At 59.7% G+C, this 21,058-nt stretch carries 16 protein-coding genes; 9 read left to right on the top strand and 7 right to left on the bottom strand.

From position 1 onward, the window contains the following. Positions 1–48 precede the first annotated feature (48 nt). Positions 49–1,806, bottom strand: coding sequence for a 4Fe-4S dicluster domain-containing protein (locus tag CXU21_RS08715; RefSeq protein ID WP_102725756.1), 1,758 nt, complete (start codon positions 1,804–1,806; stop codon positions 49–51). A gap of 71 nt (positions 1,807–1,877) precedes the next feature. After that, positions 1,878–2,792 carry a DUF362 domain-containing protein gene (locus CXU21_RS08710; RefSeq protein WP_102715982.1) on the bottom strand — a complete coding sequence of 305 codons (915 nt, stop codon included), beginning with the start codon at positions 2,790–2,792 and terminating at the stop codon, positions 1,878–1,880. Positions 2,793–2,955: 163 nt separating this feature from the next. Between CXU21_RS08710 and CXU21_RS08705 the strand changes: the two genes are divergently transcribed. The 3 genes from CXU21_RS08705 to CXU21_RS08695 all read left to right on the top strand — a co-directional run bounded on the left by CXU21_RS08705 (position 2,956) and on the right by CXU21_RS08695 (position 5,597). Next, positions 2,956–3,531 (top strand): tRNA (mnm(5)s(2)U34)-methyltransferase, encoded by a 576-nt coding sequence (locus CXU21_RS08705; protein WP_102725755.1) that lies wholly within the window; start codon positions 2,956–2,958, stop codon positions 3,529–3,531. A gap of 83 nt (positions 3,532–3,614) precedes the next feature. Beyond that, positions 3,615–4,457 carry a DUF2167 domain-containing protein gene (locus tag CXU21_RS08700; RefSeq protein ID WP_102725754.1) on the top strand — a complete coding sequence of 281 codons (843 nt, stop codon included), beginning with the start codon at positions 3,615–3,617 and terminating at the stop codon, positions 4,455–4,457. A gap of 12 nt (positions 4,458–4,469) precedes the next feature. After that, positions 4,470–5,597 (top strand): hypothetical protein, encoded by a 1,128-nt coding sequence (locus CXU21_RS08695; RefSeq protein WP_102725753.1) that lies wholly within the window; start codon positions 4,470–4,472, stop codon positions 5,595–5,597. A gap of 58 nt (positions 5,598–5,655) precedes the next feature. On the opposite strand, the gene CXU21_RS08690 is transcribed toward CXU21_RS08695, so the two are convergent. Both CXU21_RS08690 and CXU21_RS08685 read right to left on the bottom strand, forming a co-directional pair. Further along, positions 5,656–6,276: a non-canonical purine NTP pyrophosphatase gene (locus tag CXU21_RS08690; RefSeq protein WP_102715026.1), complete on the bottom strand. Its 621-nt coding sequence runs from the start codon at positions 6,274–6,276 to the stop codon at positions 5,656–5,658. Positions 6,277–6,313: 37 nt separating this feature from the next. Further along, positions 6,314–7,075, bottom strand: a complete 762-nt coding sequence (locus CXU21_RS08685; RefSeq protein WP_102715024.1) for an exodeoxyribonuclease III — start codon at positions 7,073–7,075, stop codon at positions 6,314–6,316. Positions 7,076–7,329: 254 nt separating this feature from the next. Between CXU21_RS08685 and nusA the strand changes: the two genes are divergently transcribed. The 3 genes from nusA (at position 7,330) to rbfA (ending at position 11,247) form a co-directional block, all read left to right on the top strand. Further along, positions 7,330–8,625 (top strand): transcription termination factor NusA, encoded by a 1,296-nt coding sequence (gene nusA, locus CXU21_RS08680; protein ID WP_102715022.1) that lies wholly within the window; start codon positions 7,330–7,332, stop codon positions 8,623–8,625. Positions 8,626–8,666: 41 nt separating this feature from the next. Next, on the top strand, positions 8,667–10,724 hold the full coding sequence (gene infB / locus CXU21_RS08675; protein WP_102715020.1) for a translation initiation factor IF-2: 2,058 nt from the start codon (positions 8,667–8,669) through the stop codon (positions 10,722–10,724). Positions 10,725–10,869: 145 nt separating this feature from the next. Next, positions 10,870–11,247, top strand: coding sequence for a 30S ribosome-binding factor RbfA (gene rbfA, locus CXU21_RS12410; RefSeq protein WP_180972490.1), 378 nt, complete (start codon positions 10,870–10,872; stop codon positions 11,245–11,247). A gap of 289 nt (positions 11,248–11,536) precedes the next feature. Here the strand turns inward: rbfA and CXU21_RS08665 are convergent, their stop codons facing one another. Together CXU21_RS08665 and CXU21_RS12405 are read right to left on the bottom strand one after the other, a co-directional pair. Next, positions 11,537–15,781 carry a sulfatase-like hydrolase/transferase gene (locus CXU21_RS08665; RefSeq protein ID WP_102725751.1) on the bottom strand — a complete coding sequence of 1,415 codons (4,245 nt, stop codon included), beginning with the start codon at positions 15,779–15,781 and terminating at the stop codon, positions 11,537–11,539. A 171-nt stretch (positions 15,782–15,952) separates the two neighbouring features. After that, entirely contained in the window at positions 15,953–16,354 is a 402-nt protein-coding gene (locus tag CXU21_RS12405) for a PEP-CTERM sorting domain-containing protein (protein ID WP_102715014.1), read from the bottom strand. A gap of 148 nt (positions 16,355–16,502) precedes the next feature. Between CXU21_RS12405 and CXU21_RS12400 the strand changes: the two genes are divergently transcribed. Further along, on the top strand, positions 16,503–16,778 hold the full coding sequence (locus CXU21_RS12400) for a hypothetical protein (RefSeq protein ID WP_102725750.1): 276 nt from the start codon (positions 16,503–16,505) through the stop codon (positions 16,776–16,778). A 221-nt stretch (positions 16,779–16,999) separates the two neighbouring features. Here CXU21_RS12400 and CXU21_RS08650 read toward each other — a convergent pair whose 3' ends face one another. After that, a complete protein-coding gene (locus tag CXU21_RS08650) occupies positions 17,000–17,761 on the bottom strand; it encodes a PEP-CTERM sorting domain-containing protein (RefSeq protein ID WP_102725749.1) in 762 nt (253 codons plus the stop codon). A 329-nt stretch (positions 17,762–18,090) separates the two neighbouring features. Here CXU21_RS08650 and CXU21_RS08645 point away from each other — a divergent pair, with 329 nt between their 5' ends. Continuing rightward, the gene (locus CXU21_RS08645; protein ID WP_102725748.1) at positions 18,091–19,563 is read left to right on the top strand and encodes a carbon starvation CstA family protein; all 1,473 of its coding nucleotides are present in this window, start codon (positions 18,091–18,093) and stop codon (positions 19,561–19,563) included. A gap of 4 nt (positions 19,564–19,567) precedes the next feature. Continuing rightward, on the top strand, positions 19,568–20,911 hold the full coding sequence (locus tag CXU21_RS08640; protein ID WP_102725747.1) for an MFS transporter: 1,344 nt from the start codon (positions 19,568–19,570) through the stop codon (positions 20,909–20,911). Positions 20,912–21,058 lie beyond the last annotated feature (147 nt).

Here is a 21,058-nt window from a genome sequence, read left to right as displayed (position 1 = left end):
CCGCCCATGGCGTGAATAAAACAGGTATCCCGGCCTTCACGGACCATATCAGAACGGGAAGTCCGCATCTCCCACCGGGTCCACGGCCTTCTCCTCAAATTTCTTCACGGCTTTCTGCTGGGGGTTCACGGCGCGGACAATGAGGGCGCGGGTAGGCATTTCCCGGCGCTTTTTGAACTCGCACTTTTCCTCGCACAGGTTGCAGGTATTCAGGCGCGCGCGTTCCTCCGGCCGTTCCGTGGTGACGGGGCACGCGTGTTCGCACGCGCCGCAGCCGATGCACAGGGAGGGGTCCAGCCTGGGCAGGCGGTGTTCCTGCCCGTCACGCCCCGTGTAGGGCACCGTATAAAGGGCCTTGGTGGGGCAGTGCTCCGTACAGGCGCCGCAGTCCATGTCCTCCCGGGCGACCAGGCAGCGGCAGACGTAGAACTGGGCCACGGCAATGCGCGTGGTATCCTTCGTCACGCCCGCAGTATCCCTCTCCGCCGTAATGGGGAGCTTGCGGATGGCACCCGTGGGGCAGACTTCCGCACAGCGGTGGCAGTCATAGAGGCAGTATTTGGTGGAAAAATCCATCCGGGGCTTCATGAACCCTTTCAGCCCCAGCTGCAAATAGGCCGGCTGGAGCACATGGGTGGGGCAGTTGGCGATGCACATCTGGCAGCCGGTGCACCTGTCCAGAAAACGTTCCAGGGACCCGGCGCCGGGAGGAAGGACACACTGGGTGGGGTCCAGCCTCTGCGCGGCGTCACCCCGGCAGCCGGAAAGAGCCGCCGTAGCCAGCCCGGCCGCGGTGGCCCCCAGGAACTGGCGGCGGGAACTCCCGGCGACGGCGGGAACCGCAGCAGAAGAAGCGGGGGCGGGAGCCGGGGCGGCTTTTTTCTTTTTGGCGGGAATCAGGCTGCGGGTTTTGGTGAACCAGCGGTAGCGTATCCCCCCCTCGGAGCAGGAACGCACGCAGTCGTAGCACGCCACGCAGCGGGAGGTATCTATCCTGTATTCCTTCAGGTTCAGGCACTGGGCCTTGCAGGATTTGATGCATTTGCCGCATTTCTTGCAGGAGCCGGGGTCAAAGCCCAGCCGGAAGAGGGAGACGCGGGAGAGCAGCCCCAGCAGCGTACCCACGGGGCACACCGTATTACAGTACAGGCGCCCTTTCCAGGCGCTCATGACCACCACCAGGCCAAGCATGCCCGCGGAAGCCAGCAGGGCCGGAAAAGCCACGGAGAAATAGTCCATGCGGACCAGGTCTGCGGAGGCGCTGTCCCCCGCCAGCAGGTTGTTGCTCCAGATGGCGGCAGGCCACGCCAGCACATACATGATGCGCCCGAAGATGCTGTACGGGTCCAGCCAGTTCAGGGACAGTCCGGCAAGCCCGGTCACGCAGCAGACGGCCAGCCCCCCCAGCACCACATACCGCACCCATGGCACGGGAGTGGAAAATTTCAGGAACCGCTTTGGAGCCATCCAGCGGCGGATTCTGAAAACGATGTCCTGGAGAATACCCAGCGGACAGAGGAAGGAGCAATAGACGCGCCCGAACAGCAGGGTGAGCAGCAGCAGAACCGCCAGAATCCCGATGGAAACGGAAACACCGTCCAGGGCCCCCAGCACGGATGGGATGAACTGCCACTGCGCCAGCGAGAAGGAGTTTTCCATGCCTTCCCCTCCTCCCGTCATGTTCGGAACGTTCCACGCGGGGATATGGTGCAGGAAGGCATACGCAATCCCGATGAAGAAGATGAGGGCCACCGTCACGCGGAGCCACTTCAGCGGACTGACGAAAAAGGCTTTGATGACTGACATATCAGTAATAAAACCGCCGGAGGCGGAAAGTTGGTCCCGCTCCGCGTCATCCGCGGCGGGAGGGCGCCGCCTCAGGCCATGCTGATGCGGCGGATGTTGAGCTTGGATAGGTCAGCGGTGCCCAGCCCCATTTCCTCTCCCAACTGCACATGGCGGATTTTTCCGGCCTTGTTCAGCAGGGCTGCGCCTGCGGCGTCAATGGCCACGATGTCACGGGAAGCCAGAAGGGTTTTGCGCTCCACCAGGTCATTGGCGTCCTTCCCCACGGGGCCGTTGCGCACCATGGGCATGTAGGCGTCCAGCACGCACAGGTCAGGCTTGCGGAAGTACACGGCGTCCGCGATGCACTGGTGCAGGTCGTTCTTATGCATGGCTCCACGGTCCCAGACGGTACCCATCACGTTCTTCATGCAGGCGGTCATCTCGGAACCGCTGTGGTGCTTGAGCGGGGGGCAGGTGATGTAGACATCCGCTTCCAGCACGGCCTTGTGCACCTTGGCGGAGGTAAACTTTTTGGCCTTCGGGTTTTCCGTCTGCACATACTGCCCTTCGTTGCCGCCGTCCACCATCACGCCCCCGGCTTTTTCCACGGCTTCCTTCACGCCGCTGCCTTCATAGGCGCCGTTGTGGCAGCAGTGGTCAAACACCCTGACTTCCTTCGCCCCCGCCTGCTTGCACAGCTCCACCAGCGTGGCGACGGTTTCAGGATGGGTGTTGGAGCCGAATTCCGGCCCCTTGTTCCAGCCGATGTTCGGCTTGATCACGACGGTCTGGCCCGGCTTGACGAAGGACTGCATGCCCCCCAGCGTATCCACGGCCTTCCTGACCATTTCCGCACGGGTGCCGTTGCGGACGGCCACCAGGTCCGGAATGCCGGAAGCTGCCGGAGCTCCGGCCTCCTGGGCGAACAGGGAATCCATGTCCGAGATGGCTGCGAGCGCCCCTACGGCGGCAGTTCCCTTTAAAAAAGTACGTCTGTCAGTCATTTTCTTTGCGAAGTCAATGGTTTGCCTCTGCCTGCGGAAGCACGCGGAAGGTTTTATGCCTTTTCCTAACATACGCCCTGTGGAAAGACAATCTGTCATCCCTTCTGCACGGGAATTTTACAAACTAATTGTCATACAGCTGCGGCTCCTATACAACGCGGTCATGAAATGTTCCCTGCTCAGCCGCCCCATGACCTGCGCGCACGGCTGGATCAGCAGCGCCGTGCTGCCCGGGGATACCGTGGTGGACGCCACGGCAGGCAATGGGCACGACACGGTTTTCCTGGCCCGCCTGGCCGGTCCCGCCGGACACGTGCACGCCTTTGACGTGCAGGAGGAAGCCATCCGGTCCACCAGGGAGCGGATGGAGGAAGCCGGACTCCTCACGCCCAACGTCCATCTCCATCTCTCCAGCCACGACCGCCTGGCGGAACTGGTCAGCGGCCCCGTGAAGGCTATTGTCTTCAACCTGGGCTACCTGCCGGGCGGGGATAAAAAAACGGTCACCCGGACGGATTCCACCCTGGCCGCCCTGGAACAGGCCACCGCCCTGATTGCCCCCAACGGCCTTCTCAGCGTCATGTGCTATCCGGGCCATGAAGGGGGGGCCGCGGAGGCGGAAGCCGTGGAAGCCTTCCTTTCCCGCCTGCCGCACCATGCCTGGCGCACCGGGAAATACCAACTGCTGAATACCGGCTCCCCGGCGCCTTTCCAGGTCTGCGCCTTCAGGCTGGACTGACCCTCCGCACCGCACCGCGGAACAATTCCCGGTTCCGTCACAATCCTCTTGATTTCAAATCACGGCGGAGTAGGGTAACCCGCATGACTATCCAGCATATCCGCCGCAGCTTTGCCGTGGCCGCCTGCATGCTCTCCGTGCTGGCGGCGTGTTCCGCCTCCGCCCAGGAGCCGGAGGAAGACCAGAACCCGTTTGAAGGACTGAACGTCCGGCAGGGGCCCGGAACATTACGCCTGGGGAACGTCGCGGAAGTGAAGCTTCCTGGGGAATGCATTTACCTGAACGGTACGGACACGTCCAGATTGATGAAGCGGCTGGGCAACCCGTCGGAAGGAGGGGAGCTGGGCAGCGTGGCGGGTGATTCCTGCATTGCCATCTTTGAATTCGACCAGGTGGGCTATGTGAAGGACGATGAAAAGGATGAACTGGACCCGGACGAATTGCTGGACAGCATCAGGGAAGGCACGAAAGAAGCCAACAAGGAACGCGCCAAGATGGGGGCCGCTCCCATGCACATCAAGGGATGGTACAGGAAGCCCTATTACGATGAAGCGACTCACAATCTGGAATGGATCATCACCGGAGAGAGTGAGGGCGTGGAGAACCTGAACGTCAACACCCGCATTCTGGGCCGCAGGGGAGTCATGACCGTGACCCTCGTCACCTCCCCGGAAACAATTGCCCAGGACCTGCCGGTTTACCGGGAATGGCTAAAGGGGTTTGACTTCCGGGCCGGGCAGAAGTACGGAGAGTACCGCTCCGGAGACAAGGTGGCGGAATACGGCCTGATGGCCCTGGTTGCGGGAGGCGGCGCGGCCGCGCTCGCCAAAGGCGGCTTCTTCAAGTCATTCTGGAAGCTCATCGTGGCCGGACTGGCCGCGGCGGGAGCCTTCATTAAAAAATTCTTCAGGAAGAAGCAGTCCTGACGCCCGCCGCGGATGAGTGACGAACAAACCACCTATCTCCTCCTGGCCGTCCTTTACCTGGTGGAGTGCTGCCTGATTGCCGGGAGGGATTCCTTTCTGTTCCTTCCCCGGCCGTTCGGGCGTTTCTGGCAGGTGCAGGCGGCTGGAAAAGGATTGGCCGTCCGGCACGGGGTTCTGGCCGTACTGCCGCCCCTGACGCCATGGCGCACGGTGGTGCTCAGCTCTCCGGCTCCCCTGCTTTTCGATCCTTCCGGAATCATCCACCGTGAGACGGGCCGGGAAATACGGTGGGAGGAGATAGGCTCCCTTTCTGCGGAAAACGCGCAACTTTATATCAACGGCGCTCCCTTTGTCCGGTTCCATGATGATTACGGGGCAGCGGAGGCCATGAACCGGGTGAAGGCCCTGCTCTGTGCAACGCCTGAAACACGGCCGGCCGCCATCCGTGCCTTCCCTGCCTTCCGCGGGCAACCCGGAAGCGTGAAAAGAGCTGTTCAACGGATGAAACGGCGCACCCTTCCCCTCCGCCTACTGGGAACGGTGCAGCTTCCGGTCATGTTTGCAATGCCTCCGGTGCTTTTCCACCTGCTGGCGCCGGGCGCGGCCTTCCTGCTCTCCGCCGCCCAGATTTTCCTGACGGGATGGTGCATCTCCGGATTATTCTTCCGCATTCACCGGAAGCTGTATCCGGAACGCCGCGGAGAACGGTGGGGCAAACTGTTCCACTTCCTGCTGTATCCGCCCGGCACCATTGGAGCGGCGCACGCGCTTTCCCTCCCGCTGGGCAGCCGCTACCATCCGGCGGCATGGGCCTGCGCCCTGCTCCCGGAACGGGACCGGTGTTCCTTCCTGGCCCGCCTTCTTCGGGAAGGGCGCCATCCCGTTTCAAAAGGTGCATTTTCACCAGATGCAGCGGAGCGGTTCCGGAAAGCCTGCCGGGAAGAATACGAAGCCCTCCATTCCTATCTGGACAGGTACGGGCTGCTTCCGCCGGAAGAAGAACCGGAATGGGAGGAAAGCGACGGCTGCACGCGGTACTGTCCCCGGTGCCTGGGTGTTTACCGGACGGAAGCGGAGGCGTGCCCCGCCTGTCCCGGCATCTCCCTTCAGCCCCTCCCGGCCCGCCAGGGGAGGCAGTAAGCTGATTGCGGCGGCAGGGAGGAAAAATTCCCCGTGACCGGGCACCCGCGCGGAATGTTCAGTTCCGGTGCGCCCTCATCCACTCCACCACCTGCGCCAGGGCGCGGGAGCGGTGGGACATGGAGTTCTTCACCTCCATGGGAAGCTGCGCAAAACTCCGGTCATGGCCTTCCGGAACAAACAGCGGATCGTAGCCGAAGCCCCCTTCCCCGGCGGGTTCCGTCAGCATATGGCCTTCCACGGAGCCGGAAAACTCCGCCAGCACGCGGCCGTTTCCCGCAAGCACCATCACACAGCGGAACCGGGCGGACGGCTTGTCCCCCGGCCTGACTCCGGCGCGCCGGAGCTCCTCCATCATGCGGAGGTTATTCCGCGCGTGGTTTCCCTCTTCCCCGCCAAAGGAGGAGGACCAGACGCCGGGACGGCCGTCCAGCACATCCACCTCCAGACCGGAATCATCCGCCAGCAGAATGCCGGGAATGCACCTGGAGGCGGAAAGCGCCTTCAGCGTGGCGTTTTCCGTAAACGTGACTCCCGTTTCATCCACGGGCGGGGCCTGGGGATAGTCGGAAAGGTCCCTCACCTCCCACCTTCCGGCCAGCATGGCGCGGATTTCCCCGGTCTTGTGGGCGTTGCGCGTAGCAACCACCAGCAGCGGCAATGCGTGTTCCATCATCATGAATTTTCCATATGGTTAATAACGGGAGACACGGCGTTCAGCAGTCGATCTCCACACTGACGGGACAGTGGTCCGACCCCATCATGGCCGGATGGATGGCCGCGTCTTCCACCTTGGGAACCAAGGAATTGGAAACGCAGAAATAATCAATGCGCCACCCGGCGTTCCGGACGCGGGCCTTTCCCCAGTACGGCCACCAGCTGAACCACTTTTCCTCCCCCGGATGCAGCGCGCGGAACGTATCCGTAAACCCGGCCTCAAGCAGCATGGTGAACCCGGCGCGCTCCTGGTCGCTGAACCCGGCGCAAAAACGGTTTTTTTCCGGCTCCGTTATGTCTATCTCCTGATGGGCCACATTCAAATCCCCGCAGAAAATGACCGGCTTGGTTTCCGCCAATCCCGCCACGTACCTGCGGAACGCTGCGTCCCACTGCTCCCGGTACGGGAGGCGCGCCAGCTCCCCCTGGGAATTGGGGGTGTAACAATTGACCAGGTAAAATCCTTCAAACTCCATCGTGCACACGCGCCCCTCCCGGTCATGCTCCGGCCAGCCCATGCCCGTGGACGTGGAGACGGGTTTTACCCGGCTCAAGGTAAGCACCCCGGAATAACCGGGTTTTTCCGCCGGATTCCAAAGCTGGTACGGCCAGGAGGAAAGCCACAGGTCATCCACCTGCTCCGGACGCGCCTTGATCTCCTGAAGGCAGAGGATGTCCGGCCCCAGCGCGTCCATGGCCTCCCCCATGCCCTTGCCGAGAATCGCCCGCAATCCGTTCACGTTCCATGAGACGAGTTTCATGGATGCATACTTCCCGTTTTTGGCGGTTCCGTCAAGCCCTCAAACCACCCTGCGGAGCACCCTCCCCGCACCCTGCTGAAAATCCTTCTTCCGGAATCATCCCCAGTCTTTTGCATGCCGCATAGAACACGTGTTTTTTCTTGCCAAGGCCGCCCCCCCATGCTTACTTAGATAGGCAAACACCCCGAGAGACACTCGAGAGTGGGTCTGTCGACCCGCTCTTTTTTGTCTATCCATCACACTCCTCCACACTCATGACAAACGATATTAAAGCTTTGATTGACTACTACGAGAGGGAAAAAGGACTCTCCCGTGAAAAAATTCTTCTCGCTCTGGAATCCGCCTTTCTCTCCGCCTACCGCAAAATGGTTCCCGGCTCCGGCAGCATCAACTACCTGAGGGCTGAAATCAATGTGGACAAGGGAAAGGTGCGCATCTTTGCCGATCTGGAAGTGGTGCCGGATGAAGAATATTCCGACAAGTTCAACCAAATTCCCCTTTCCCTGGCCGTCAAGCTGGACCAGAACGCCGTGCTGCACGACCTGCTGCCCACCAACATCACGCCCAAGGGCTTTGGCCGCATCGCCGTGCAGACCGCACGCCAGACCATGCTCCAGAAGCTGCTGGATGCGGAAAAGGAAATGCTTTACGACGAGTTCAAGGACCGCGCCGGGGATCTGGTGACGGGCACCATCCGCCGTTTTGAAAAGGGGGACATCTTTGTGGACCTCGGCAAATTTGAAGGCGTCATGACCTCCCGCGAACGCGTCCCGAACGAGGACTACAGCGTCGGCGACCGCATGCGTTTCTACGTGGTGGAAGTGCGCACGGAAGCCCGCGGCCCGGAAGTCATCCTTTCCCGCAGCCATCCGAACCTGGTGCGCCGCCTCTTTGAATCCGAAGTGGTGGAAATAGGCGACCAGACCGTGGAAATCCACGGCATTGCCCGTGAAGCCGGCTACCGCACCAAGGTAGCCGTCATCAGCCATGACGACAAGGTGGACCCGGTAGGGGCATGCGTAGGCATGCGCGGAGCCCGCGTCAAGAACATCGTCCGGGAGCTCAACAATGAAAAAGTGGACATCCTGGAATGGACGGAAGACCCCGTCGTCTTTGTCCGGGAAGCCCTCAGCCCCGTGGAGCCGCGGGAAATCACCGTGGATGAGGAAGCCAAGAAAATCTTCGTCATCGTCCAGGACGACAAGGACCTCTCCAAGGCCATCGGCCGCAGGGGCCAGAACGCCCGCCTCACCTCCCGCCTGATGAACTGGGACGTCCAGGTGCGCGTCTTTGACGTCCAGGAAGAGGAAAAACGCCAGAACCAGGCCGCCGCCGAGGAAGTGATGCGCCAATGCCAGGCCGCCGCCAAGACCCTCAGCGAACAACTGGAAATCCCGGAAGAAACCGCCATGGGCCTGGTAACCATGGGCGGAACGGACCTGACGGCCCTCACCGGATTTGAAGCTTCCGACATCGCGGAAAGCATGGGCATTCCCGCAGAGGAAGCCGCCCAGATTCTGGACAAGGCCAGGGACCTCATCTCCCAATAACATTGAGCGCGGCGCTCAATACCTAACAAACTTAAATCAAGATGCCTAATAAACAAGAAGAGAACGAACCCAAAAAGGAAGTGTTGGATCTGATCGGCGGATCTCCCAAGAAGAAACGCGCACCCCAGCCGGAACCCGCACCGGCGCCCTCCCGCCCTGCCCCGGTCAAGAAAGAAGCTCTCGACTTGCTTTCCGGCCCCAAGAAAAAAGCGCCCAAGCCCGCTCCCTCCGAACCGGCTCCCGCTCCTGTCCAGGCCGCTTCCGCCGCAGAACCTGCTGCGCCTGCATCCCGGGAAGAAGAAGCCGCGGACGGTAAAATCATCAACCTCAAGCCGCCCGTCTCCGTCTCCGAGCTGGCGGGCATGCTCCAGGCCAAACCCTTCCAGATCATCAAGGATCTGATGGGCATGGGCATCTTCGCCAACCCGAACACGCCGCTGGACGCAGACGCCGTCAGCGCCATCTGCGACCTGCACGGCTACACCTTCGCCCGTGAAAAACGGGAAAAGGGCGGCGGCGTGAAGGCGCAGCAGGAACCGGTCAAGGAACCGGAACCCGTGCCGGTGGTGGAAGAGCCCAAGGCCACCCTCATCCTGCGCACGCCCATCGTCACCGTCATGGGCCACGTGGACCACGGAAAAACCTCCCTGCTGGACTACATCCGCAAGGCGCGCGTAGCCAAGGGGGAAGCCGGCGGCATCACCCAGCACATCGGCGCGTACACGGTTGACTACAACGGCAGCACCCTCACCTTCCTGGATACTCCGGGCCACGCCATCTTCACGGAAATGCGCGCCCGCGGCGCGGACGTAACGGACATCGTGGTGCTGGTGGTGGCCGCCAATGACGGCATCATGCCCCAGACGCGGGAAGCCATCGCCCACTCCAAGGCGGCCGGCAAGACCATCATCGTAGCCATCAACAAATGCGACCTCCCGGCCGCAGACCCCGTCAAGACCAAGACCGGCCTGATGGAAGAAGGCCTGGTCCCCACGGACTTCGGCGGCAACGTGGAATGCGTGGAAGTCTCCGCCCTGACCGGCGACGGCATTGACGACCTTCTCGGCCTGCTTGTCCTTCAGTCTGAAGTGCTTGAACTCCAGGCAAACCCCAAGGCCAACTGCCGCGCCTCCATCATTGAGGCCCGCGTGGAACCCGGCACGGGCAGCTCCGCCACGGCCATCGTGGAAAGCGGCACCATCCGCGTAGGCATGCCCTTCATCTGCGGCCCGTACGCCGGCAAGGTGCGCGCCCTGGTCAACGACCACGGCGAACGCGTCAAAAAGGTGGGCCCCGGCATGCCCGTGGAAATCACCGGCTTTTCCGAAACCCCGAATGTGGGCGACGAGCTCGTGGAAATGGAAAACGAACGCGCCGCCAAAAAACTGGGTGAAGAACGCCAGGAGGAACTGCGCAAGCAGCGCCTGGCCCAGCCCCGCAAGGCCCGTATGGAAGAATTGCTCGCCATGATGGGAGACGGCACCCAGAAAGCCCAGCTCAAGATCCTCCTGAAGGGGGACGTGCAGGGCTCCGTGGAAGCCATCAAGAAAGCCATTCTGGACATCCAGTCCGACAAGGTGGAATGCATCTTCCTGAGCTCCTCCGCCGGTCCCATCTCGGAATCGGACGTGCTTCTGGCCTCCTCCTCGGACGCCGTCATCCTGGGCTTCAACGTCAAGGTGGAAGCCAACGCCGTGAAACTGCTCAAGAGGGAAGGCGTGCAGGTGAAGCTGTACTCCATTGTCTATGAACTCATCGACCAGGTGAGGGACGCCATGCTGGGCCTGCTGGAACCGGAAACGCGTGAAACCATCATCGGCCACGCCAAAGTGCTCCAGGTCTTCAAGCTCAACAAGGGCCGCGCAGCAGGCTGCATGGTGGAGGACGGAAAAATCCTCCGCAGCTGTGAAGCGCGCGTCATCCGTGACAAGACCCCCGTCTTTGACGGCAAGATGTCCACCCTCCGCCGCTTCCAGGATGAAGTGGATGAAGTCAAGGCCGGCCTGGAATGCGGTATCCGCCTGGGCGACTTTAACGAATACGAGGCAGGCGACATCATCGAATGCTACACGCTGGAAAAAATCCAGCAGACGCTGTAACCTTAAACCGGAACAAAATCAACAGGGATGGACGCCCCTTGCACGCCCCTCCGGGCGTTCAAAGAAGCTCCATCCCTGTCCTTTCTCCTTCATTCTTCTCTCTCCGATTGAACCAATCGGTCCATCCATCACTCTATCTCTTCATATGAGCAGACGCACTGACAAGGTAAATGAACTCCTCCGCAGGGAAATAGGCACCACCATCCAGCGGGACTTTGAATTCCCCGGCACAATTGTCACCGTCATTGAAGTGGAAGTGACGGATGATCTGAAGGAAGGGAAAGTATGGGTGGGCGTGGTAGGAAAAATGACCCCCGCGCAAGTGCTGGAAAAACTGAACTCCCGCCATGGGCTCATCCAGTCCGCCGTAGCCAAGCGCGTGGTGCTGCGCAACACGCCCCGCCTGACTTTCAGGCTGGACAACTCCGCCCAGCGCGGCGTGGATCTGGTCAATCTCCTGGAAGACATTGACAAAAACCTTCCCAAGGCTCCGGCGGCTGAACCCGGAGAGGAAGAGGAATAAGGATTTCCCGCGGGGAGTTCCTTATGGTTAAGGAAGAACGGCGGACAGAGAGATTTCTCTCCTGAAAGCTTATTTGCAGCCTGACAGCCGGAAGAACCCTTTTGGCCTTCATTCCGGACACCCGCTGAAAACATGGGAAGAGCCTTACAAGGCTACAAAACAGCCTTGCAGTTGGACGGAATGAAGCTTGAAAACGGCTCACATCTCTGCTCCAGGCGCCGCGGCCATCAGAGAATACCGTGGAAGGACCATACTTCCACGGTATGAACGGAACATGGCAGTGATTCCCTTACCTCACCACTTTCAGCCTCAGGAACCGACGGACCGGGGCGCTTTCCTCCACCGCCACCGTATCCCTGAATTCACTGCGCGCGCCGGTCGGAACAACCGTTCCTTCCTCAGCCCATGCCTTCAGATCGGCAGAGCTTTCCACACTGAAAGTCACATCCGTCGCTTCCGTATTCACCGGCCAGGAAAGCACGAGGTATTTTTTACCGGCATCTTCCCGGATGGTCAGCTCCGTCACGCTCCCGCACGGTTTGTTGGGGTCCAGCCCAGTCGCGTACTTCATCAGGTTTGTAATGCCGTCTCCGGCGGGGCACGCATCCGGGGTCATCTGGCCGTCCGGCGTTCCATCCGGGAAGTTGTCCTGCTTCCATTTATCATAGCCCGTGGGGGCCGGTTTCCCTGACTGGTTCAGCGTAAACGTCCTCTGTTCCCCGTCACATACAACGGTGACGACAGCCGTCCGTTCCGTTTGCTTTCCGTTTGCCTCCACCGCAATATCCAGTACAGCAGTTCCGGAACCGGAAGAAGGATTGACTGAGACCCAGGGCTGGTCACAGGAGGCCGTCCAGGGCATTTGCGTCTGCACGGTCAGCGCCGTATGAACGGCAGCGGCGCCCACAGCCTCTTCCGTCTTGTCCAGATTGAAGGGATTCACGTACTCATAGGAGAACGCACTGGCGGGGATGGCTTCCCTGCCGCTGGTTTCCGGCCCTTCCCATTGCAGGGAGAGAGACGGAGCCGCCCCGTTCCCCACGTAGCCGATCCGGATGGGGTGCACCCCCGCCGTAAGCTTCACCGTCTGGACGGCGTTGGGCTGCACATCGCTGGAAACGCCTTCCCGTGCATTGGAGGAGGCCTCCGTTCCGGGCGTATAGGCATAGTCCGCATCAATGAGCTGCATATCGTGCAGGTGCACAAAGGCCTTGCTCCCCTCATTGGAGTCCGTCCGGAGGTAGAATTTATATTCCCCGGTGGCAGGCACCGTGAGGTAGCCCGCAAGTTCCACGCCCTTCTGGCCGGAAGAACCCGCCTTGACATTGAGCACGTCAAGGGCATCCGTCGCGCCTGTGGCGGAGGGGGCCTCCTCCAGTTGCCGGAAATCCGGCACCCAGTCAAAGGCGCGGTTCCATGCGCGCCAGTGCAGCCTGCCCTGCCGCAGACCGGCGGGCGCGGTGACGGGAGCAATATAACCGGCGTCAAAGTTCGTGGCGGTGACGGGGGAGGAACGGCGCATGCGCAACGCCTGCGCCTTCATTTTCTCCTGAAGGTCCGGACGGGAGGAAGCCAGGTTGCTGGCCTCCTGAGGATCCTTTTCCGTATCATAAATCTCAAAGTCCGTGGCGGGAGCTGCGTTGCCCATCCGCACGCCCTTGAAGCCGTCCGCAAACACAATCTGCTGCTGCTGCCTGCCGCGGTTCCTGTGGGCCTGGAGGAAGTCACCGTAACCCGGAGTACTTCCGCCGTAGGCATATTCCGTGTAAATAACGCCGGTTCTCTGGCGTTCCGGCACGCCTACCAGCGTAGGCAGCAGGGAAACGCCGTCACAGCGGGACGGGACGGGTACACCCGCCACATCCGCAAAGGTGGCCATCCAGTCATGAAACTGGCTGGCGCCCAGGCTGATTCCTCGGGAAACCACTCCGGGCCAGCGCACCACCGCAGGCACGCGCATGCCGCCCTCCCAGCAGTCCCGCTTGATGCCGTCCATCATTCCATAACTCATGAAATACTGTGGATCCTGCGCTCCGTTGCCGTAATTGCCTGAACCTCCTTCATTGTGAGGGCCGTTGTCAGAGGTGAACACGATCATCGTATTGTCGTCAAGATTCAGCTCCTTGAGCAACTGGATCATATCCTTCAGAACATCGTCCACGCGGCGGATCATCGTAGCGTGGCGGGATTCCGTCTTGCCGAAAACCGCGTGTTCCGGATAAATGTACGTATCCGGGCCAAAATCCCCCTGCACGCCAGTCCAGCCGTCCGCGGCGGTATTGCAGGCTTCATAGCCGTCCTTCTTCTCCCATTGCAGGCCGCCGGTTTTTCCCAGTCCTTCCGGATAGGCACAGGCAGGAGCAGACAGGCAGCCGTGGGGAGCCGGGAAAGCCAGGTACAGGAAGAAAGGCTGCGAAGGAGCTTTTTCATGATGCTCCATAATCCACTGCTTGGCCCGGGCGCCGAAGAGGTCAGTATCATAAGCGGTGGCGGGCACCCTGGAACTGACGCTCGTCCACGCCGGAGCCGCGGCCCGGTCATCATATTCGTAAATGTCCTGGGAACCCTGCGTCAAATAGTGGAAATGGCCCGCCAAATGCTTGATAATTCCGTAAAAGTAGTCAAACCCGCGCATATGGGGCGCCCCGGTCAGCGCCTTGCCGCTTTGCCCTCCGCCTCCCACGCCCCATTTTCCGATGGCCGCCGTGTGGTACCCGGCGCCCTTCAGCAGCGTTCCCAGGGTGTGGGAGTTCTCAATGGGATAGTCGAATGTGTTGTTGCGCACCACACGGGAGTGGCCCTGGTGCACCCCGAGAAGCAGTGAGGCGCGTGCCGGAGCGCACACCGGAGCGGCGCTGTAATGGCGACGGAGCTGCATGCCTTCCGCAGCCATCGTGTCCAGAGTCGGAGTCTTGAATTCATTCCTGCGCGTCACCTGGCGCCCGTTTTTATCCTGCTGCGTCCAGTTGACGCTCAGGTCTCCCCAGCCCATGTCATCCACCAGGACAAAGATAATGTTGGGCCTGGAGCCGGAAACATGCGCCGGCATGTCCGGCTTCACCGCCACGTCCGTTTCAAGGGTCAGCAGTTTGGCGGCGGCGTCATAATTCCAGGAGACCGCCCCCTTCGGCAGTTCCTTTACGGTGACGGCAGCGGTCATCTCCGGCTTGAACTGCACGCCCAGCGTGTGCCTGCCCGGCCATGCGGCAATCAGGTCTTCAAAGGAGGAATCAAATAAAACAACGTATTCCTGCGCCTGCCGGGAAGGATTTTCCGGCTGTACGGCCGTGCTCTGCGGCACGCCGTCCAGCAGGGATACATGAAGCCGTCCCAGCGTCAGGGAGGAACTGGGGAGCAATATATCCCCGTCCACAGCCAGGGAACCTCCCGGCGCATAGGTGATGGTTCCAGAGAAAGCGCCGCTGCCGCCCAGGGTGCAGTTGCCCTGCACCATCAGGTTCACCGCCGGAATTTCCCCGTCAAAGTGGAGGGAGGAGTTATTCAGCGTGATCGTTACATTGCTGCCTACACTCTGGATTTCTCCTGCCCTGACATGCCTGTCCGTATAGGTCACCTGGGCGTCGTCCAGAATCGTCTGTTTCAACGCTCCGTTTTCACCGGCAATGCCGGAGGTTCCGGAAAGCGTCACGTTCCCGTCCACTCCCGCTTCCGTCAGGTCCAGCGTGGAGTCTTCCAGGGCAAACGCCGTATCCGCACCAATGTTCCATTGGGCGGAAGCCTTGGCCGTGGTGCTGGAAAAAGTCACGGCGGCCTTTTCCCGCGTCACCAGGGCCCCCTGGTACAGGGACATGCCTTCCAGCCGCGCGGCGTCCTCCACCGTAACCGTATTGCTCATGCCCCGGTCCGCCAGATCCAGCGTGGGCGTTCCCTTCCCGGCATTCATCACAAAGCCGATGAGGCCGGAAATATTGTTCAGCAACAACCCTTCCCCCATGCGGACCGCTCCGGAACCCGTCAGCGTTACACGCCGGGGAGCATCATTCTCCGAGCTCAGGGAATACAATCCGCCGGAGGGGGCGGCCTCATCCAGCCCCACATAAAAACAGCGGCCTTCCGCCACGTTCCACTCCTGATCAGCGGCTATGCGCAATTGCGCAATCCCGAAATCTGCATTGTACCCGCCCGTGCTCGTATTTTCCACGGTGATGCCGCCCGCCTCCACGCGCAAATACACGCCGGAAGAGGAATTCAACACGAAAAGCTGAACCTTTCCTCCGGGCTGGTTGTTAATCCCGGCCACCCGGATGCCTTTCAAGTACCGTCCTCCGGCTCCCAAGCCGCCTATATTGGTCATCCCTGCCGAATCGGTCCCGTTCGTGACCATCCAATGCGTATAGGCGGAGGAAGACGGTCCGGGAGCCGCCGGCGGCGCACCCCCGTTCAGGCTCCAGTTGGATACGTTTGACCATGGAGACACGGAACCTTTCCAGACATAGTCCGCATCTGCGGCCTGTGCCGGAGATAAAAACATCAGGGACGGAACCAGAATAGAGAGCAGGCGTGGCAGCGACATAATAATGATAGTTGAAAATGGGTTGGTTCAAGAATTATCCGGTTAAAAATCCAGGCCCGGGATATTTCCGTTTATAAGGGGAAACAAGGATATTTTGGGATGAAAAAAACCGCCCTTGGTGCTAATTACACGGGGCGGCTTGGTATTGGACAACAGAGGAAGCATGGGGAATCAGGCTCTGCGGCGGTACATCATCAAGGCGGCCAGCCCCAGAAGGCCCAGGGAAGCAGTGGCAGGTTCGGGCACCAGCAATTCTCCCTGGAATTCCATGGATTTTATGCCGAAGAAAGAACCGTCCGTCTGATTCGTCTTACTGGCAAGAACGGAAAAATCCAAGGATTGTCCGGCCTTCAGTTCAACCGGGGTGTCAAAAGTCAGCGTAGCCGCCGTGCCGTTCTTCCCGCTATCGGCTGCAAGGGTAACGGTTGCCGTCACTTCCTGGCCCCCGATGGTTACCGTCAGTGAAAACGTCCTCTCGTTAGTCTGTGCAGCCCCTGCGGAATTGAAGGAAACTACCGTCATCTTAACGGCGCTGATGGTGCAGCCCTGGTCACTGCCATTGGTAAAAGTCATTCCTGCCGTCCATGATCCGCTTGATTGCACATTGACGCCGGGAGTAAACAAAGAAGCATCTGAACACACTCCGCCGCTTGTCATCAGCGTCAGATCCTCCGTCTGTCCGTTGCTGTAGGTCGTCTTTTGCAGTGAATAAACGCTCCCCGTGATACCGCTCATTTCCCCTCCGGAGTTGGTAAGAGTTACCCTGGAGGGATCTGACTGGGCTGCATTCCCGAAGGTGGTTGTCCACAAGGTAGCTGCCTGTGCGGAAAAAGTTCCTACCGCCAGCGACGCAAAAATACAAAAGGCCGTTTTCATCTTCAAAGCAAGTATTGGTTTATTCTTTAATAAAAAGTGTCAAATCCACATTGGGAGACATCCGTTTATGGGTAACGAATTAGAAATCCGGGGAAGCCTTTCTTTGAGTTATAATCAATAAATTATGTTTATAATCAGCAAATTATGCAATTCTCAACAGAATCTGCGAACTTGGCTGCCCTCTCTTCCGGACACTGGCGCATGCTTCCAAAATTCCTGATCTTCAACTTTTTTCATTGACTCCGGATTTCTAATTCGCCTCTTCTCTCCGGCTTCTCTTGCTTGATTTAAAAACCAAACGGTTGCAGTATTTCTCCGCAACCGTTTCCCGTCAATAAGTCTTCAGGCTCTGCGCCGCCGCATCATCAGAACAGCCAGTCCAAGAAGACCCAGGGAAGCCGTGGCGGGTTCAGGAACCAGCAATTCACCATTAATCTGGATTCCGGTGAGTCCGGCAAAGCAACCCTTGTTATAGGCGCTGTTATTGGAAGCAGTAATGGTAATGGTCAGGGATTCCCCGGCTTTCAGCAGAAAGTCGTTATAATTGAAGCTTCCCGTATGAATGCCGGTCCATGCGCCAGTGGTGCCGCTGGCAGCCGTAGAGCCGTTATAGGTCAGGGTCTGGTCCGTCTGCCCGTCAATGGAAAGAGTCATATCGACAGGCTTGTTGAAATTCCCTTCGTATCCGCCCACATAATCATTATTGGCCACGCCGTTGCCGCCATTCTGGGCAGCGCCCGCACCTGTGAACCCGATCATGGACAGGTCAATGGAAGAAATCATCATATCCTGGGAACCGGTATTGGTGAACGTGAAGGAAACGCTCCACGTATTGTTTCCCGTACCCCCCACATTGGCATTGGGAGAAAACACGGAGGACGGAATGGACCCCGAGGCCAGAAGGTCATTGCCCGAAGAACTCTTGCTGAAGTCTCCGGAACTGATCGAGGTGGAAGACGTAAGACCCACATCCGACACCGTGTTCACCGTGACGGTATCCAGGGAAGTGCCGGTCCGGTTAAAAGTAGTGGAGCACAGCACGGCAGCCTGGGAAATCGCTGTTCCAAAAGCCAGGGAAGCAATGAATATCAATGTTTTCTTCATAACTAGGAGAGGTTGGATGAAAGTAACCTTTATCCTCTAGCGGATTGCCAATCCGAAGTCAACAATAAATGATAAAAACAAGATGTTTAGAAAAATCAACGCCCCGGTCCGTCTCCGGAGGGGAGTTCCTTTTTTGGGAATTTTAAATCATCATAAAATTCATAATGCCATATCCCTATGCATAAAAAACCACACTTGATTTCTTTTTCGGATTGGCAATCCGTTCCGTATTTTTTTCTTTTTCACTAACGGCTTGCCAGAATAGGGGAGAACAGTTAAGTTCCCCGAACGGACAGCCTGTCCATGAGAGGGCTGGACCTTTTTCCAACATGAACGGTTACTGCTATTTCATCCTGGGGATATTGATCCTGGCGGCCGGTTATTTCACCTACGGACGAGTGCTGGAAAAGATTTTCCGGCCGGACTCCACCCGGCAGACTCCCGCCGTGGCCTGCACGGACGGCGTGGATTACGTGGTAATGCCGCGCTGGCGCGTGTTCCTGATTCAGCTGCTGAACATTGCGGGGCTGGGCCCTATTTTCGGCGCCGTCATGGGTGTGCTGTACGGCCCGGCCGCACTCCTGTGGATTGTCATCGGCTGCATCTTCGGCGGCATGGTTCATGATTATTTTTCAGGCATGATCTCCCTGCGCCACAAGGGGGAGAACCTGCCGGAAATCCTGGGCCGCTATCTGGGCAGCCAGGCCCAGTGGATCAGCCGCGCCGTCTGCATCGTGTTCAGCGTGCTGGTGGGCGTGGTCTTCGCCGTGGGGCCCGCCGCCATCCTGGCCCCCATGACGGGCTGGAGCGTTTCAGCATGGGTGTGGATCATCTTCGGCTACTATTTTCTGGCTACCATTCTTCCCATCCAGGCCATCATGGGAAAGGTATACCCCCTTTTCTCCGTAGCCCTCATCATCATGGTCGTGGGGATTCTGGGCGTAATGCTCCTGGCGCCCTTTGCGGATTTCATGCCGTACTGGATGCACCTTCCCCGTATGGAAGTTCTTCCGGACCTGGACTTTTTCCATAACCGCCACCCGGCGGATTTCCCGCTGTTTCCCGTGATGTTCATCACCATCGCCTGCGGAGCGGTGAGCGGCTTCCATGCCACGCAGTCCCCGCTGATGGCGCGGTGCCTGAAGACGGAGCGGGAAGGGCTGCCCGTCTTCGGAGGCGCCATGATTACGGAAGGAATCATCGCCTTTATCTGGGCCGCCGCCGCGCTGACCTTCTACGGCTCTCCGGAAGCCCTGGGAATGGCTACGGCCAACGGAAAGGCCCCGGCGCTGGCCATTCAGATGATTTCCGAGTCCTGGATGGGGCACGCCGGGTCCATCCTGGTGATGATCGGCGTAGTGATTCTCCCCATCAGCACGGGGGACGGCGCCCTGCGGGTCACGCGCCTGATGATCGCGGACTGCTTCAAGATGAGCCAGGAGCAACTGGGGCGCCGCCTGATGATCGCCATCCCCCTCTTTGCGGCAGCCATCGCCGTGAGCAGCATGGACTACGCCATCATCTGGCAGTACTTCGGCTGGGCCAACCAGCTCCTGGCCGCCGCCACGCTCTGGGCCGTCTCCATTTACCTGCGCAGCAGGAACCGCTGTTACTGGACTGCAGCCGTTCCCGCCGCCTTCCTGAGCCTGGTAGTGCTCCAATACCTGTTTTCCAGCCCGGAAATGTGCGGGTTCAGCTATGAGGCCTCCCTGGTCACCAGCGTGCTACTGGTGGCCGTCCTGGGCGTGCTCTGCCTGTTCCGCGGCTCCGGACTGGAGAAAGCGGAAGAACCCAACCTGTGATTTCATGAACCATAGCCCCCATACGACCGGACACGCCAAAAAAGTTCCATGGGGAGCCTTCTGGCGGCTCGTGCTGATCCAGGCGCAAAACTCCTTTAATGAAAAAGGGGCGCAATTCCTGCTGATTCCGCTGGGCGTGTGGCTGTACGGCACCCAGGGAGACCTGGAATACCCGCTGGGGGCCATTATTGTGCTGCCCTTCATCCTGTTCTCACCCTTCGTCGGCTGGCTCTCGGACCGCTTCTGCAAGGCGCGCATCATCCAATCCATGGCGTTGCTCCAGATATGCGTGCTGGCGGGCATGTACTGGAGCCTGCGCACCCACAACCTGCACGGAGCCATCCTGTGGTTCTGCGTCTTTGCGGTACAGGCCACCATCTTCAGCCCGTCCAAGAAAGGCATCGTCAAGGACATTGTGGGCACCTCCCGCATGGGGTTCGCCAGCGGCATTGTGGAAATGGCCTCCATCCTCAGCCTGCTCATCGGCCAGATCGGCGTATTCGTCTGGTTCCGCTACCTGCTGGAGCCTTCCACGGACACCGTCTGGCACCACTGGCTGGGAACGGATTTCTTCCAGTGGTTTGACGCATGGCTGAAACCCTCCGGCCTTAATGACGGCTGGTATGCCGCCTCCTTCCCGTGCCTGGTGTTCCTGCTCCTGGCCATTCCGGTGGCCATCTCCAGCTTCACCCTGCCCCGGTACGCTCCGGAGGGATTCCGGCCCTTCTCCTGGTCCCTGTTTTACGAGCACTTCCACCAGCTGGGCAAGCTGTGGAAAAACCGGAACCTGCGCGTCAGCGAGATGGGTATCGGCTACTTCTGGTTCTTTGGCGGCACGGTCATGCTCATGACCATCCAGATGGCCAAGGAAATTTCCGGAGGCAGTGACGACTTCAGCTCCGTGGGCGCCATGCTGATGGCCTGGATGAGCGGGGGAACGGTGCTGGGCGGCATCATTGCCTCCGTGATCTGCCGCCGCCATATCCGGATGAACGTCTCCGTGACCGGGGGCGCGCTGATGGCGGCTAGCTGCGTGGCCCTGTCCACGGTCTCCATGACTTCCCACGCCTTTTACGCCCTGCTCATGGCGGCGGGCATTTCCGCCGCCCTGTTCCTGGTGCCATTGAACGCCTTCTTCCAGGACCGGGCGGACAACGACAAGCGGGGGGACATGATTGCCGCGGGCAACCTGGTGGACTGCGTGCTGGGACTGATGGCCGTCGGGTTCCAATACGCCATGATGCTGGTAATCCCCCCCTCCTGGCAATTCGTTGTTATGGGAATCCTGAGCCTGGGTATGGCATGGCTGATCTTCCGCTTTTCCCGCGTCATTCATAGATCAAGGTAAAATCTGCTGATTATCAGGGAGTAGTATTTAAGCAGGCTTCCTTCAGGAAAAATTCTTCCCCGGATGCCGGCGCTCCGCGCCATTCTCCCGTCAGGGCGCGCGATTTACTTGCAAACCCGCTTTTCTTCAGGCAACATAGGGGGGAAA

The sequence above is a fragment of the Akkermansia muciniphila genome (assembly GCF_002884975.1).
In the GTDB taxonomy this organism is placed as follows: Bacteria; Verrucomicrobiota; Verrucomicrobiia; order Verrucomicrobiales; family Akkermansiaceae; genus Akkermansia; species Akkermansia muciniphila_C.
Note: the sequence above shows the minus strand (reverse complement) of the source record. Positions and strands in the feature narration are given on the sequence as shown.